This window comes from Amycolatopsis rubida (genome assembly GCF_900115345.1).
Classification (GTDB): Bacteria; Actinomycetota; Actinomycetes; order Mycobacteriales; family Pseudonocardiaceae; genus Amycolatopsis; species Amycolatopsis rubida.
This window is the reverse complement of record NZ_FOWC01000007.1, coordinates 214,564-227,267: the sequence shown is the minus strand read 5'-3', so window position 1 is coordinate 227,267 and position 12,704 is coordinate 214,564. Positions and strand designations below refer to the sequence as shown.

Sequence of the window (12,704 nt, the reverse complement as noted above, 5' to 3'; positions counted from 1 at the left end):
CCGGGGCGGTTCCGATACAGTGTATTTTGTCAATACAGTGTATCGAGGGGATGGCATCATGCGAATCGTGATCGCCGGTGGCGGGCTCGGCGGGCTCACCTGTGCGCGAGTGTTGCGCGCGCACGACATCGACGCCGTGGTCTGCGAACGCGACGCAAGCCGGGAAGCGCGAGTCCAAGGCGGCACGCTGGACCTGACCGTCGACGAGGGCCAGTGGGCGCTGCGCCAGGCCGGTCTGGAGGCCGGTTATCGCGCGATCGCCCGTCCGGAGGGCCAGGACATGGTCCTTTACGATTCCGCGGGAACCTTGCTGCGGCGGGAAGCCACCCCGGACGAGGGCGAAGAACGCTGGGGCCGTCCCGAGGCGGACCGGCCCGCGTTGCGGAAACTGCTGCTCGACGCGCTTCCGGAGGAGACTGTCCGCTGGGGACACGCGGTGACCCGGGCGGAGCCGCTCGGCGACGGACGCCACCGCGTTCACCTCTCCGGCGGCGAAACCCTGGACTGCGATTTCCTCGTCGGCGCGGACGGCGCCCGGTCGAGGATCCGGCCGCTGCTCACCGACACGGAACCGGCGTACTGCGGCGTGCACGGGATGGAGCTGGTCATCCATGACGCGGACCGGGCGCATCCGGCGGCGTCGGCGCTGGTCGGGCGCGGCAGCTTCTCCGCGATCGGGAATCAGCAGACGCTTTCCGCGCAACGCAACGGAGACGGCACGATCCGGGTCCACCTGGCGCTGCGGTGCGACGAAGACTGGCCGAGCGCCTCGGGGATTCCGTTCGACCAGCCGGATCGCGCTCGCGCCGCACTGAAGGAGCTGTACGCCGCGTGGCCGGCGGAATTCCTGGCCCTGGTGGATGCCGCGTCCGGGCCGGTGCTGGTTTATCCGTTGAACGCGTTGCCGGTCGGCTTGCGGTGGGACGCCGCTCCTGGCGTGACGCTGATCGGGGACGCGGCGCACTTGATGTCGCCCTTCGCCGGGCAGGGCGCGAACCTCGCGATGCGCGACGGTGCCGAGCTTGCGCTGGTTCTGGCTGAAGGCGGGGACGTGCGGAAGTTCGAGCAGGCGATGCTCGAACGCGCGGAACCGGCGGCGCGGATGTCGGCGGACAACCTGGAGCTGTTCCTGTCCGACGGCGCGGCGGAGAAGGTGCGGCACCTGTTCGCGAAGATGTTCGGGGAGGAGGACTGACGCTTCCAGCGGGCGCGCCGGATGTTCAGGCGGGTTCGCGCAGGCGGTAGTGCTGCGGGCTGCGCCCGTACTCCCGTTTGAACGCGGCGCTCAGCGTGAAGGGGCTGCGGTAGCCGACCTGCCGGGCGATCGCGGTGAGCGTCGCGTCCGGCTGCTGGCGCAGGAGATCGGCGGCGAGGGCGAGCCGCCAGGTGGCGAGGTAGGTCATCGGCGGTTCGCCGACCGCGTCGGTGAACTGCCTCGCGAGCGCGGCGCGGGAAACACCGGTCGCGCTCGCGAGACCGGCGACCGTCCACGGGTGCTCGGGCTGGTCCTGCAGCAAGCGCAGCGCCTGCCCGGCCACCGGATCGCCGTGGGCGCGGTACCAGGCCGGCGCGGCGGGGCGGTCGAGCCATTCCCGCAGGACGCGGACGAGCAGGAGGTCCAGCACCCGGTCCAGGACGGCTTCCTGCCCGGGGACGTCGCGCTCGATTTCGTCGGCGAGCATCGCGACGAGCGGATCCGGGCTGGTCCCGGCGCGAGCGGTGACGACGCTCGGCACGGCGGCGAGCAAGCGGCGCGAAACCTCGCCCACCGTCGGGTAGGTGCCGGTGAGCAGCACAGTCGGACCGTCGGCGGCGCCGCCCCAGGTGCGCACGCCGAACTCGGTCAGGTCGGTGAGATGCCCGCCCTCCGGCGTGACGCACTCCTGTCCCGGGCGGATCACGGCCTGCGGCGGCGTCCCCGGATCGTCGGCGACGAGATACGGAGCGGGTCCTCGCACGACGGCCACGTCGCCCGCGTCCAGCCGGACGGCTTCGGCGCCGCCGGGCACCAGCCAGGCGTCGCCGCGGACCACGGCGAGCACGGTCAGCGGCGCTTCGTCCTCGATCCGCAACGACCACGGCGGGCGCAGCACGGACCGGAGCAGGAACGCGCCGTGCGCGCGGGGTCCTTCGAGCAACGCGGTGAGCGGGTCCACCTGGCCGAGACTAGCGCCGAGGCAAGGGAAAACCTGGTGTTTTCGGGTTTCCCTTGCCTCGCCGAGCTTCCTTCCGCCCGGCGGCGCGCACAGTCGTCCGAGTGCCGACCCGGTGCCGAGGAGCCCGCTGTTTCCCCGCTGCCAAGGAAATCCCGCGAGGCCGAGCAACCGTTGAGTGCGGGCCCTGGCGCGCCCGGGAATCAGTCCGGCACGGCGAGAAAACCGGCCTACCGTCCCGCGGCGCTCGGTGTCAGGCGGCGAGCATCGCCGCGGCGACCTCTTCGGCGGCAGCGTCCGGAATCGCGCTCGCGGCGTCGTCCAGGACGACCAGCCGCGCTCCGGGGATCTCGCGGGCGAGGGCTTCGCCGTTGCCCGCCGGGAAAAACACGTCCCGGCGGCCGTGCAGCACCACCGTCGGGACCGCGAGCTCCGGCAGGCGTTCACGCCAGCGCGGCGTGCAGTCGAGTTTGGAGAACACCATGCCCAGCTGGTTGGCCATCTGCACGACCGGTTCCGTGCTGGCCGCGCGGTCGAAGACGCGGGCCGCGACGATTCGGGCCGTATCGGGGTCGTTGCCGAGGATTGCGGCGCCGGCGGCGGCCCAGTCGGCGACGGCGGCGCGGTCCGACCAGTCCGGCATCGGCAGCGCGAACAGCTCGCGCATGGCTTTCGCGTCGTGATCGGGCAGGTCCGCGTCGACGGGACCGGGGGCGACGGGGCGGGTTCCGTACAGCGTGAGGGCGGAGAACGCCTCGGGGTGGTCGAGGGCGGCGACTTGGGCGACCATCCCGCTGACGCCGACGCCGGCCAGGTGGGCGGGCCGGTCGTCGAGTTCGCGGGCGAGCGCGGCCGCGTCTGCGGCGAGGTCGCGCAGGGTGTAGGCCGGGGCGTTCGGGTCAATCGTGGTCGAGGTGCCTGCGTCGCGGAGGTCGTAGCGCACGACATGCCGGCCGCCGCGCGAAAGGGCTTCGCACAAGGCGTCGGGCCAGGACAGCATCGTGGTGCCGCCGGCGAGCAGGACCAGCGGCGCGGCCGGGTCGCCGAAGTGCTCGGCGCCGAGAGCGACGCCGTGGGGGAGCGTGTGCTGCATGAGGTCTCCTAGCGAGACGATGACGTATGGCTTCGAGCGGACAAGCGATGGATCGTCTCGTTGTCTGCGGGTTGACTGGGGTGCGTTGGGGACAAGACGAAAGGCAAGACGATGGTGATCGTTTCCAAGGCGGTGCTCGTGGCGGCGGTGGTCGCGGCCGGGCTGATCGCGGGGCTGTTCTACGCGTACACGGTGTCGGTGATGCCCGGCCTCGCCCATGCCGACGACCACACGTTCGTGACCGCGATGCGCCGCATCAACGAGGCCATCCTCAACGGCTGGTTCATGCTGTCGTTCCTGGGCGCGCCGCTGCTCGCCGTCGCGGCCGTGGTCCTGCACTTCACCAGCGGCGCGCAAGGCGGGCTGCTCTGGCTCGTCGCGGGCGCCGCGCTCCTGGTGGCGATGATGCTGGTGACCGGCGCGATCAACGTGCCGATGAACAACGCCCTCACCGCGGATACGGTCGACTTCGCCGCGTTGCGGGCCCGGTTCGAGCAGCCGTGGGTGCGCTGGAACCTGGTGCGGACGGTGCTGTCCGCGACCGGGTTCGGGTGCCTGGTCGGTGCCGTGGTGTCCCGGGGCGCGTGACCCCGGGACCACCGGCGGGTCAGTCGGCGAGCCGGAAGCAGAGGTCGGTGTCCCAGTTGTTCGCGTCCGGCTCGATCCGCGGGTTGGTGCGGTAGATCTCGAGCCGGGCGGCCCAGTGCTCGCCGTCGGCCTCGACGGTGCGGTCCCAGCGCACGTCCTCCTTTTCGCCCCAGGCGAGCAGGTCGGCGGTGGCGGCGAAGAGACCGCTCGGCGCTCCGTGGTGGGTGACCTGCGCGTATTTCCCGGCGGGCAGGACGCCGTTGGAGTATTCGTCGCCGAGGTCGAGGGGCTCCGCGACCGGGACTCCGACCTCGACGGTGACGGTCTTCATGTCCGTGCCGAGCACCAGGTACCGGAAGAACGGCGCGCAGGCGGGTTCGAGGCCGCGTTCGGCGAGAGCTCCGATGATCGCGGCGATCCGGTGCGCGACCTCGGCCATGCCGTCGGGTCCGACCGTCGCGCGGCAGCCGACGTAGCGCTGTTCGTTTCTGTCCACAATGGAGGGCAAGGGCGTTCCTTTCCGGGGCGGATGCGGGAGTCAGCCGAGCAGCGGGCGGACTTCGATGGTGCCGTAGGAGGCGGCCGGATGCCGGGACGCGTGTTCGACGGCCTCGTCGAGGTCGGCGCATTCGAGCACGGCGTAGCCGCCGATCTGGTCTTTGGTCTCGGCGAAGGGCCCGTCGGTGAGCAGGACCTCGCCGTCGCGCACGCGCACGGTGGTTGCTGTCGCGGGCGGGTGCAGTCCGCCGCCGCCGACGAGGATGCCGCGGTGGAGCAGGTCCTCGGACCATCCGCCGCAGCCGATCGCGAGCTGTTCGGCGGTCGGCTCTTCGGATCCGGCGATCATCAGCAGGTAGCGCATCAGTTCTCCGCGTTGAGGGTTTCGGCGAGGCGGACGGCGAACGCCTCGGGTTCGGCGGCGAAGCCACCGTGGTCGCCCGGGAAGAGGACCGGCTCGCTGCCGAGCGCGCGGGCCAGGCCGACGCCCGCCTCGTAGGCCGGGGTCCCGGCCGCGTCGCCGACCGCGACGACGATCCGGGTGTCCGCGGCGGCGAGCGCTTCGAGATCGGGTTCCCATGCGCCGATGGCGCCCATCAGCCTGCCGAAGAACACTTCGAAGTTGCCGCGCATCCGCTTGCCCTGCTCGATCTCCTCGGCGGTGGGGTGCTCGGGCGGCGGGGGGATCTCGAATCCGCTGGCGGCCATGAACGCTCCGACCGCCGCGTCGACGCCCTGCTCCCGGTAGATCGCCGGGATGTCCGGGAAATCGGCCAGCAGGTCGCCGAGGTAGCGGCTGACCGGCGGTTCGTGCGCGACGAGCGTCCGCACCGCACCCGGGTAGCGGGTGGCGTGTTCGAGCATGGTGATCGCGCCGCCGCTGTTGGCCAGCACCGAGACCGGTCCGGCGTCCAGTTCGGTCAGCAGCCGCTGGACGTCCTCGGCGTGCTGGCCGACCAGGTCGTCGTCGAGATCGGTGGTCCGGCTGCGGGAGATGCCGCGCGGGTCGAAGGTGACGACGGTGTAGCGGCCGGCAAGGCACGGGCGCAGTGCGGCGAACGCGGTGGCGTCCGCGGGGCCGCCGGGCACCAGGAGCAGCAGCGGTCCGGAGCCGGCGACGTCGTAGTGGATCTGTGCGCCGGGCGCGCGGAGGGTTTTGGTGATCATGGCTGTCCTTCCGGAGTCGGTTGTGCCTTCCCGACGAACGGAGGAGGCGGAGACAGACACCTCCGGCGAAGAAATTTCCGAAAGCCTTCTCCGGAGGTAGCTGCGTTCGGCTCCGGTGGGGGCCAGTGCGAGCGCCTCGGTGTAGGCGACCTGGGCTTCTTCGGTGCGGCCGAGCCTGCGGAGGAAGTCCGCGCGGGTGGCGGGCAGCAGGTGGTAGCCCGTCAGGTCTTCGGCCAGCCGGTCGGCGAGGGCGAGCCCGGCTTCCGGTCCGACGGCCATGCCGACCGCGACGGCGCGGTTCAGTTCGGCCACCGGCCCCGGCCGGTAACGCCGCAACTGGAGGTAGAGCCCGGCGATCTGCGCCCAGTCGGTGTCCTCGGCGCGCGCGGCGCCGGCGTGGCACGCGGCGATCGCGGCCTGCACTTGGTACGGCCCGGGGCTGCGCCGTCGCAACGCGCCTTCCAGCAGCGCGGTGCCCTCGGTGATCGCCGCGGCGTCCCACTGGCCGCGGTCTTGTTCTTCGAGCGGGATCAACTCGCCATCGGAGCCGTTTCGCGTGCCGTGGCGGGCGTGCTGTAGCAGGAGCAGCGCGAGCAGGCCGGTTGCCTCGGATTCGTCCGGCATCAAGGAATGCAGCAGCCGGGCCAGCCGGATCGCTTCGGCCGCCAGGCCGGGACGCTGGAGGTCGTCTCCTTCGCTGGCCGAGTAACCCTCGTTGAACAGCAGGTACAGCACGCCGAGCACGGCGGCGGTGCGCTCGGGCAGCAGCTGCGCGGGCGGCACGCGGTACGGGATCCCGGCGGCGCGGATCTTGCGTTTCACCCGGACGAGGCGCTGCGACATCGTCGATTCGGACACGAGGAACGCGCGGGCGATCTCCGCGGTGCTGAGCCCGACGAGCGTGCGCAGCGCGAGCGCCACCTGCGCTTCGAAGGCGAGCGCGGGATGGCAGCAGGTGAAGATGAGCCGGAGCCGGTCGTCGTCGAGTGCGCCGACTCCGCTGTGTCCGGCTGCCGGTTCGTCCGGGACGGCCAGCAGTGCGGCCTCCCGGACCTTGTCCGCTCCCGCCGACGCGCGCCGGAGCCGGTCGACGGCACGGTTGCGGGCGGCGGTGGTGAGCCACGCTCCGGGCCGGTCGGGAACGCCGTCGCGCGGCCAGGTGCGCACGGCGAGCGCGAACGCCTCCTGGGCGCATTCCTCGGCAAGGTCCCAGTCGCCGGTGACGCGGATGAGCGTGGCCACGACGGCACTCCACTCGTCGCGGAACGCCTGCGCGAGCGCGGCTTCGGCCGCGTCGTGCTGCCCGGTCACTGCGTGCCCCTCCCGGTCCGTGCCGGCGAACGGTTTCCGCCGGGACTCTCCGAACGGTAGACCGGGGCCCCGACAATTTCGCGCGGTCAGGCTCCGGCGAGCTGGCCGATCCCGTCGAGGATGCGGTCGAGCCCGAACCGGAAATGGTGTTCGGGATCCGAGGAACCGCCGTAGGTCTGTCCCGCGGTGGTGCCGACCCGGCTCGCGCGCGGGAAGCGCGCCGGATCGGCCGCCGGGATCCCGGCGAGCACCGGCGCGGAGCGGTTCCACCAGTCGACGTCGCTCATCCCGCTGCGCCGCGCGGCGCGGGCCGCGTCCACCGAACCGCGCGCCGCGCCGGCGACCAGTCCGTTGAGCAGGCTGACGATCGCGTCGAGCTGGACGTCGTCGAGATCGAGTTCGTCCATCGCGGCCAGTTCGCGCTCGTATTTGGCGAAGGTGTGCGGGCCCAGCGTCGGGCGGCCGGCGCGGATCTCCAGCAGCCACGGATGCCGGTGGTAGAGCCGCCACAGGTCCCCGGCGACCGCGGCGAGCCCGGCCCGCCAGCCCTCCGGCAGCTCGCCGGGGAGTTCGCCGTGCGCGTGGTCGAGCATCAGCTCCAGCAGCTCGTCGCGGCCGGGCACGTAGGTGTAGAGCGACATCGTCGCGACGCCCAGTTCGTCGGCGATCCGGCGCATGGTGACCGCGTCCAGCCCGTCCGCGTCCGCGACCCGGACCCCGGCGAACACCACGTGCTCGACCGACAGCTTCGGCTTCGGGCCGCGGCGCGGGGGACCGGGCACGCCCCACAGCAGTTCGATGGTCCGCCGCGGGCCGCCCGGCTCCTCGGTGTCCATTTCGCTCCTTGTACGCAGTACAGAGTTTTCCGGTAGACTATCTCGCAGAGGCCAGCCAGGGGAGGGCGGAGCACTGAATTCAGTTGTGGTGGAGCCAGGCCGGGTCGTGTTCTGGAGACCCGACGGCGCGGAGCCGGACGGTCCCGGGGCGCCCGGGACCGTCGAGGTCGTGCTGCCGGACGGGGCGCGCACGGTGCCCGCGCTGCGGTTGCCGGCCGCGGACGCGGTGCCGGTGCTGCGGGCGCTGGCTGATCCGTCCGCGCGGTTCTGGGCGCTGGCCGCCGAAGCCGCGGAACGGCTCGCGTCGGCCGGGTGGACCGGGCCTCTCGACCCCGGCGAGGAAGCCTGGCTGCGCCGGCTCGCCGACGCGATGCCGCCGCACGCCCACGCCACGCCGATCCCGGGCGATCCGGCGCGGGTGCCGGAGCCGTATCCGCTGCTGATGCGGTTCCTCGGCGACGTCGCCGGAGTGGAGCCCGCGCTGCGGGTGTCGCTGCGGATCGAGTCCGACGACCTGGCGGGCGGCCGGTTCCGCGCGGTCGTCCAGGTGCACGGCGGGACCGAGCCGCTGGTCGACGCGGAAGAGCTGTGGCGCACCGGCGGCCAGGAGGCGCGGCACGAGGTCCTGCTCACCTTGCGGCACGGGGCCGAGGTGTGGCCCGCGCTGGCTCCGCTGCTGTCGGCGGCGGTTCCGTCGTCGGTCGCGCTGGGAGACCGCGAGATCGCCGAACTGCTCGCCGGCGCGCTCGACGCCGCGGAGCTGGCGGTGCATTGGCCCGCGGAGCTGACCGGCCTGGCCGCGCGAGCGGTCGTCCGGCCGGGCGACGCGCCGTCCGAGGAGCGGTCGTTCTTCGGCGGGGACCGGGTGCTGCAGTTCGACTGGCAGCTCGCGCTCGGCGACAGCGAGCTGAGCGTCGCGGAGCTCGACGCGCTCGCCGAGGCCCAGCGTCCGGTCGTCCGCCTGCGCGACCGGTGGGTGCTGCTGGACCGCAAGACCGCCGACCGCGCCCGGGACCGCACGCTCAAGCCGCTCACCGCGATCGAAGCGCTGGGCGTCGCGCTCACCGGCCGCACCGAGGTCGACGGCGACCGGGTGGAGGTTCGCACCGACGGCTGGCTGGAGGAGCTGCGCGAGCGGCTGTCGGCCGATCCGGTGCCGGCGCCGCAGCCGGCCGGGCTGGCCGCGACCCTGCGCGACTACCAGTTGCGCGGCCTGCACTGGCTCGGCACCGTCACCGGCCTTGGTCTCGGCGGCTGCCTCGCCGACGACATGGGGCTTGGCAAAACCGTCACGCTCATCGCCCTGCACCTGCACCGCGGCACCGGGCCGACGCTGGTCGTGTGCCCGGCTTCGCTGCTGGGCACGTGGGAAACCGAGATCCGCCGGTTCGCACCCGGGACGCCGGTGCGGCGGTTCCACGGCACGGCGCGGTCGCTGGACGATCTGGCCGGCGGGTTCGTCCTGACCACCTACGGCACGCTGCGCACCGACCCCGCGCCGCTGGCCGGGGTCAGCTGGGATCTGCTGGTCGCCGACGAGGCCCAGCACGTGAAGAACCACCGCTCCGACACGGCGAAAGCGTTGCGGCTGCTGCCTTCCGCGGCGAAGGTCGCGCTCACCGGCACGCCGGTGGAGAACACGCTCACCGAACTGTGGGCGATTCTCGACTGGACCACGCCCGGACTGCTCGGCCCGCTCGCCGATTTCCGCCGTCACTGGGGGAAACCGGTCGAATCCGGGGGCGACCCGGCGGTCGCCGAGCAGCTGTCCCGGCTGCTGCGGCCGTTTCTGTTGCGCCGCCGCAAATCCGACCCGGGCATCGCGCCCGAGCTGCCCGCCAAGACCGAGACCGACCGGCCGGTGTCGCTCACCGCCGAGCAGGCCGCGCTGTACGAGGCGACCGTGCGCGAGCTGATGGCGGACATCGCCGCGAGCGACGGCATGGCCCGCCGCGGCCGCGTGGTCAAACTGCTCACCGCGCTCAAGCAGATCTGCAACCACCCCGCGCAGTTCCTCGGCGAGCCCGAGGACGGCACGCTCGCCGGCCGGTCCGGCAAACTCGAGCTGCTCGACGAACTGCTCGACACGATCCTCGCCGAGGACGGCGCGGTGCTGGTGTTCACCCAGTACGTGGTGATGGCGCGGCTGCTCGAACGGCACCTCGCCGCGCGCGGCATCCCCTCGCGGCTGCTGCACGGCGGCACCCCGGTCGCCCGGCGCGAGGAACTCGTCCGCGGCTTCCAGAACGGCGACGTGCCGGTGTTCCTGCTGTCGCTCAAGGCCGCGGGCACCGGGCTCACCCTCACGCGCGCCGACCACGTCGTGCACTACGACCGGTGGTGGAACCCGGCGGTCGAGGACCAGGCGACCGACCGCGCGTACCGGATCGGGCAGACCCGTCCGGTGCAGGTCCACCGGCTGGTCGCGGAAGGCACGGTCGAGGACCGGATCGCGGCGATGCTGCGGGAGAAACGCGCGCTCGCCGACGCGGTGCTCGCCTCGGGCGAGGCCGCGCTCACCGAACTCACCGACGCCGAGCTGGCCGAGCTCGTGACCCTCCGGAGGCAGCGATGACCGACCGGGTCCGCGGATTCCCCGCGTTCCCCGCCCGCACCGGCCGCGGCCCGTTCGCCCGCACCTGGTGGGGCCGCGCGTGGCTGCAGGCGATGGAGGACACCGCGCTCGACCTGCGGCAGCTGAAGAAAGGCCGGAGCTACGCCGCGGCCGGCCTGGTCGGCCCGATCACGGTCAGCCCGGGCCTGATCACCGCGACCACCGAGGACGCCGACGACGGCCCGTACCGCACCGGCGTGCACCTGGCCGAACTGTCCGCAACGGACTGGGAACTGCTGCTCGACCGCGCCGCCGACCACTCCGGCCATCTCGCCGCGCTGCTCGACCGGCACCTGCCGCCCGAGCTGGCCGAGGTCGTCCCGCTGCTGCCCGGCATCGGCGACCTCGACCCGGACTGCGACTGCCCCGGCTGGGAACTCCCGTGCCGGCACGCCGCCGCGCTGTCGTTCCAGGTCGCGTGGCTGCTCGACGCCGACCCGTTCCTGCTGCTGCTCGCCCGCGGCCGGACCGAGCAGGAGATCCTCGACGAGCTCGGCCGCCGCACCGCCACCCGGGTCACCACCGGAGTGCTGGCCGCGGACGCGTATGCCCGCGAGGTGCCGCCGCTGCCGGACCTCGCGGAGTTCACGCCGCGCGTCCGCTGACCCGCGCTCGCGGAGCCGGGGTTCCGCACGCGGGAAAGCTACGGCTGACCAGCCGAACTCGCCCTGCCCGCACGGGTCACATGGCGCCTCAGGAGAGCCGTGACCTCGGCGGGCCGTCGGCGGCCGGGAGCAGGCCGTGGAGGAGGGCGTCGACGATGCGTGCGGGCAGGTCCGGATCGAGCGGCTCGCGGGTGAGCACGATTCTGAAGTGCAGCGGCGCGACAAGCAGCTCCAGCACAAAACGCGGATCGGTGGCCTCGGGCAGCTCTCCGCGCTTGATCGCCCGCGCGGCGATCTGGCCGGGCTGGGCGTAGCGGGCGTCCCAGTACTGGTCGCGCAGCTGCTGGGTGATCGGGTCGTCGCCGGCGGAGGCCAACGTTCGATCGAGGGCGTTGCCTGCGGGCGAGGTCAGGTATTTCGCGAGCGAGGTGGCGTAGACGAGCAGATCGTCGCGCAAAGTCCCGCTGTCGGGCACCGGAAGCTGTTCGGCACTCTCGGCCCCGTGCTGGTCACCCCGGACGAACTGGCCGACCGCGAAAGCGACGGCCGGTACGACCTCGCCATGGAGGTCTTCGTCAACGACACCCGCGTCGGCGGCGACACGCTCGCCACCATGGCCTGGACCTTCGCCTACGCCAGCCGCGGCGCCTGGGTCCGGCCTGGCGACGTGCTCGGCTCCGGAATCTGCGGCAGCGGCTGCCTCGCCGAACTGTGGGGATGGCACGGCGACCGGCAACCGCCGCCGCTGCGCATCGGCGACACCGTCCGCATGACCGTGCACGGGATCGGCACCGTCCGCGACACCGTGGTCGCGGGCCCGCCTCTGCACGACGTTCCCCCTGCCCGCCGCACACGCCGGGGGAGCAGCCCGGCTTGAGGCATTCGCGGCGGGTCACCCGATCCGGTGGACTCGGATCCGGTGCCGATGCCGCCCGGCCAGCGGCATCCGCGAACGCCCGGCTCGTGGGCGATCATGCTTTCAGCAGGATTTCATCGCTCCTCCGTAGCGTTCCGAACGCGTTCAGTAACGTGCTGACCATTCGACGCGGAGGGGACCCGATGAGGAAGAAAGCCAGGAGGATCGCGCTGATCGGCGCGGTCGTCGCCACGCTCGGCGCGGGATTCGCCAGCGCCACACCGGCATCCGCCGACGGCGCGCACTACTACCTCCTGATCGGCGGCACCTGCGACGGGAAGGCGTCGGTCTACCATCCGGAGTGGCTGCGAGGCGGCATCGCCCGGGTCGTGGACTATCCCGCCGGAGCCGCCGGCGCGCCCAACTGCGACCAGACGCCGATGGACCAGAGCGTCGCGATCGGACACGACCGCGGCCGCCAGGTCGTCCAGGACGCCTACCGCGAGAACCCGGACGCCGAGTTCACCGTCGTCGGCTACTCCCAGGGCGCGATCGTGGCGAACCTGGTCCTCAACGACATCGCCGACGGCCGGCTCGGCGTCGACAAGGCCAGGTTCAGCGCCAAACTCTTCGCCGACCCGATGCAGCCGCCCGGCCCGGCCGGAACCGGGATCAGCGCGACGCTCCCGCCGGGCACCGGCCTGCCCTCGCCGTTCGGCGGATACGTGTCCTTCGGCGCGGGCCGCCCGGACTTCGCCGGCGTCCGGTCCATCCGCTACTGCATCCAGACCGACGGGATCTGCGATTTCGACCCGATCCAGGCGGCGGGCGGCTACTTCGCCCAGCACTGGTGCTACCAGTGGCCGCGCCCGACGGACCAGCGGTCGATCATGCAGGACACCATCGCCGACGGCGTCTACACCAGCACGTCCGTGCGGCTGGGCAAACAGGACTGCTGGGGCGGTCCGGTGCATCCCTGACCG

12 protein-coding genes and 2 pseudogenes are annotated in these 12,704 nt (G+C 72.7%); 6 read left to right on the top strand and 8 right to left on the bottom strand.

What is annotated here, in order from left to right; translation table 11 throughout:
• Positions 1 to 58: 58 nt before the first annotated feature.
• The gene (locus BM362_RS26290) at positions 59 to 1,195 is read left to right on the top strand and encodes an FAD-dependent oxidoreductase (RefSeq protein ID WP_067588710.1); all 1,137 of its coding nucleotides are present in this window, start codon (positions 59 to 61) and stop codon (positions 1,193 to 1,195) included.
• A gap of 25 nt (positions 1,196 to 1,220) precedes the next feature.
• On the opposite strand, the gene BM362_RS26285 is transcribed toward BM362_RS26290, so the two are convergent.
• Positions 1,221 to 2,156: an AraC family transcriptional regulator gene (locus BM362_RS26285; protein WP_093574954.1), complete on the bottom strand. Its 936-nt coding sequence runs from the start codon at positions 2,154 to 2,156 to the stop codon at positions 1,221 to 1,223.
• A gap of 250 nt (positions 2,157 to 2,406) precedes the next feature.
• Positions 2,407 to 3,246, bottom strand: coding sequence for an alpha/beta fold hydrolase (locus BM362_RS26280; RefSeq protein WP_067588706.1), 840 nt, complete (start codon positions 3,244 to 3,246; stop codon positions 2,407 to 2,409).
• Between the two features lie 111 nt (positions 3,247 to 3,357).
• Here BM362_RS26280 and BM362_RS26275 point away from each other — a divergent pair, with 111 nt between their 5' ends.
• Positions 3,358 to 3,834, top strand: coding sequence for an anthrone oxygenase family protein (locus BM362_RS26275; protein WP_067588704.1), 477 nt, complete (start codon positions 3,358 to 3,360; stop codon positions 3,832 to 3,834).
• Positions 3,835 to 3,853: 19 nt separating this feature from the next.
• Here the strand turns inward: BM362_RS26275 and BM362_RS26270 are convergent, their stop codons facing one another.
• The 5 genes and pseudogenes from BM362_RS26270 to BM362_RS26250 all read right to left on the bottom strand — a co-directional run bounded on the left by BM362_RS26270 (position 3,854) and on the right by BM362_RS26250 (position 7,646).
• Entirely contained in the window at positions 3,854 to 4,342 is a 489-nt protein-coding gene (locus BM362_RS26270) for a GyrI-like domain-containing protein (RefSeq protein WP_167545444.1), read from the bottom strand.
• 30 nt (positions 4,343 to 4,372) lie between these two features.
• Positions 4,373 to 4,696, bottom strand: coding sequence for a YciI family protein (locus BM362_RS26265; RefSeq protein WP_067588702.1), 324 nt, complete (start codon positions 4,694 to 4,696; stop codon positions 4,373 to 4,375).
• A pseudogene (locus tag BM362_RS26260) lies at positions 4,696 to 5,424 on the bottom strand (alpha/beta fold hydrolase); the annotation flags it as partial. The pseudogene BM362_RS26260 and the gene BM362_RS26265, both read right to left, overlap by 1 nt.
• A gap of 144 nt (positions 5,425 to 5,568) precedes the next feature.
• A pseudogene (locus BM362_RS26255) lies at positions 5,569 to 6,810 on the bottom strand (RNA polymerase sigma factor); the annotation flags it as partial.
• 86 nt (positions 6,811 to 6,896) lie between these two features.
• Positions 6,897 to 7,646, bottom strand: a complete 750-nt coding sequence (locus BM362_RS26250; protein ID WP_093574952.1) for a TetR/AcrR family transcriptional regulator — start codon at positions 7,644 to 7,646, stop codon at positions 6,897 to 6,899.
• A gap of 106 nt (positions 7,647 to 7,752) precedes the next feature.
• On the opposite strand from BM362_RS26250, the gene BM362_RS26245 reads away from it, so the two are divergent.
• Together BM362_RS26245 and BM362_RS26240 are read left to right on the top strand one after the other, a co-directional pair.
• Complete coding sequence (locus tag BM362_RS26245; protein WP_244287293.1) at positions 7,753 to 10,221, top strand: DEAD/DEAH box helicase; 2,469 nt, start codon at positions 7,753 to 7,755, stop codon at positions 10,219 to 10,221.
• Positions 10,218 to 10,865 (top strand): SWIM zinc finger family protein, encoded by a 648-nt coding sequence (locus BM362_RS26240; protein ID WP_067588698.1) that lies wholly within the window; start codon positions 10,218 to 10,220, stop codon positions 10,863 to 10,865. Before BM362_RS26245 ends, BM362_RS26240 begins: the two co-directional genes overlap by 4 nt.
• Positions 10,866 to 10,953: 88 nt before the next feature.
• Here BM362_RS26240 and BM362_RS26235 read toward each other — a convergent pair whose 3' ends face one another.
• Positions 10,954 to 11,340, bottom strand: coding sequence for a TetR-like C-terminal domain-containing protein (locus BM362_RS26235; RefSeq protein WP_093575104.1), 387 nt, complete (start codon positions 11,338 to 11,340; stop codon positions 10,954 to 10,956).
• A gap of 27 nt (positions 11,341 to 11,367) precedes the next feature.
• On the opposite strand from BM362_RS26235, the gene BM362_RS26230 reads away from it, so the two are divergent.
• Together BM362_RS26230 and BM362_RS26225 are read left to right on the top strand one after the other, a co-directional pair.
• Entirely contained in the window at positions 11,368 to 11,742 is a 375-nt protein-coding gene (locus BM362_RS26230) for a fumarylacetoacetate hydrolase family protein (protein ID WP_425285732.1), read from the top strand.
• A gap of 182 nt (positions 11,743 to 11,924) precedes the next feature.
• Positions 11,925 to 12,701: a PE-PPE domain-containing protein gene (locus BM362_RS26225; RefSeq protein ID WP_093574950.1), complete on the top strand. Its 777-nt coding sequence runs from the start codon at positions 11,925 to 11,927 to the stop codon at positions 12,699 to 12,701.
• Positions 12,702 to 12,704 lie beyond the last annotated feature (3 nt).

Coding starts and splice junctions, on each gene's coding strand:
- BM362_RS26290 (WP_067588710.1), top strand. CDS start 59: ATGCGAATCGTGATCGCCGGTGGCGGGCTCGGCGGGCTCACCTGTGCG.
- BM362_RS26280 (WP_067588706.1), bottom strand. CDS start 3,246: ATGCAGCACACGCTCCCCCACGGCGTCGCTCTCGGCGCCGAGCACTTC.
- BM362_RS26275 (WP_067588704.1), top strand. CDS start 3,358: ATGGTGATCGTTTCCAAGGCGGTGCTCGTGGCGGCGGTGGTCGCGGCC.
- BM362_RS26265 (WP_067588702.1), bottom strand. CDS start 4,696: ATGCGCTACCTGCTGATGATCGCCGGATCCGAAGAGCCGACCGCCGAA.
- BM362_RS26250 (WP_093574952.1), bottom strand. CDS start 7,646: ATGGACACCGAGGAGCCGGGCGGCCCGCGGCGGACCATCGAACTGCTG.
- BM362_RS26240 (WP_067588698.1), top strand. CDS start 10,218: ATGACCGACCGGGTCCGCGGATTCCCCGCGTTCCCCGCCCGCACCGGC.
- BM362_RS26225 (WP_093574950.1), top strand. CDS start 11,925: ATGAGGAAGAAAGCCAGGAGGATCGCGCTGATCGGCGCGGTCGTCGCC.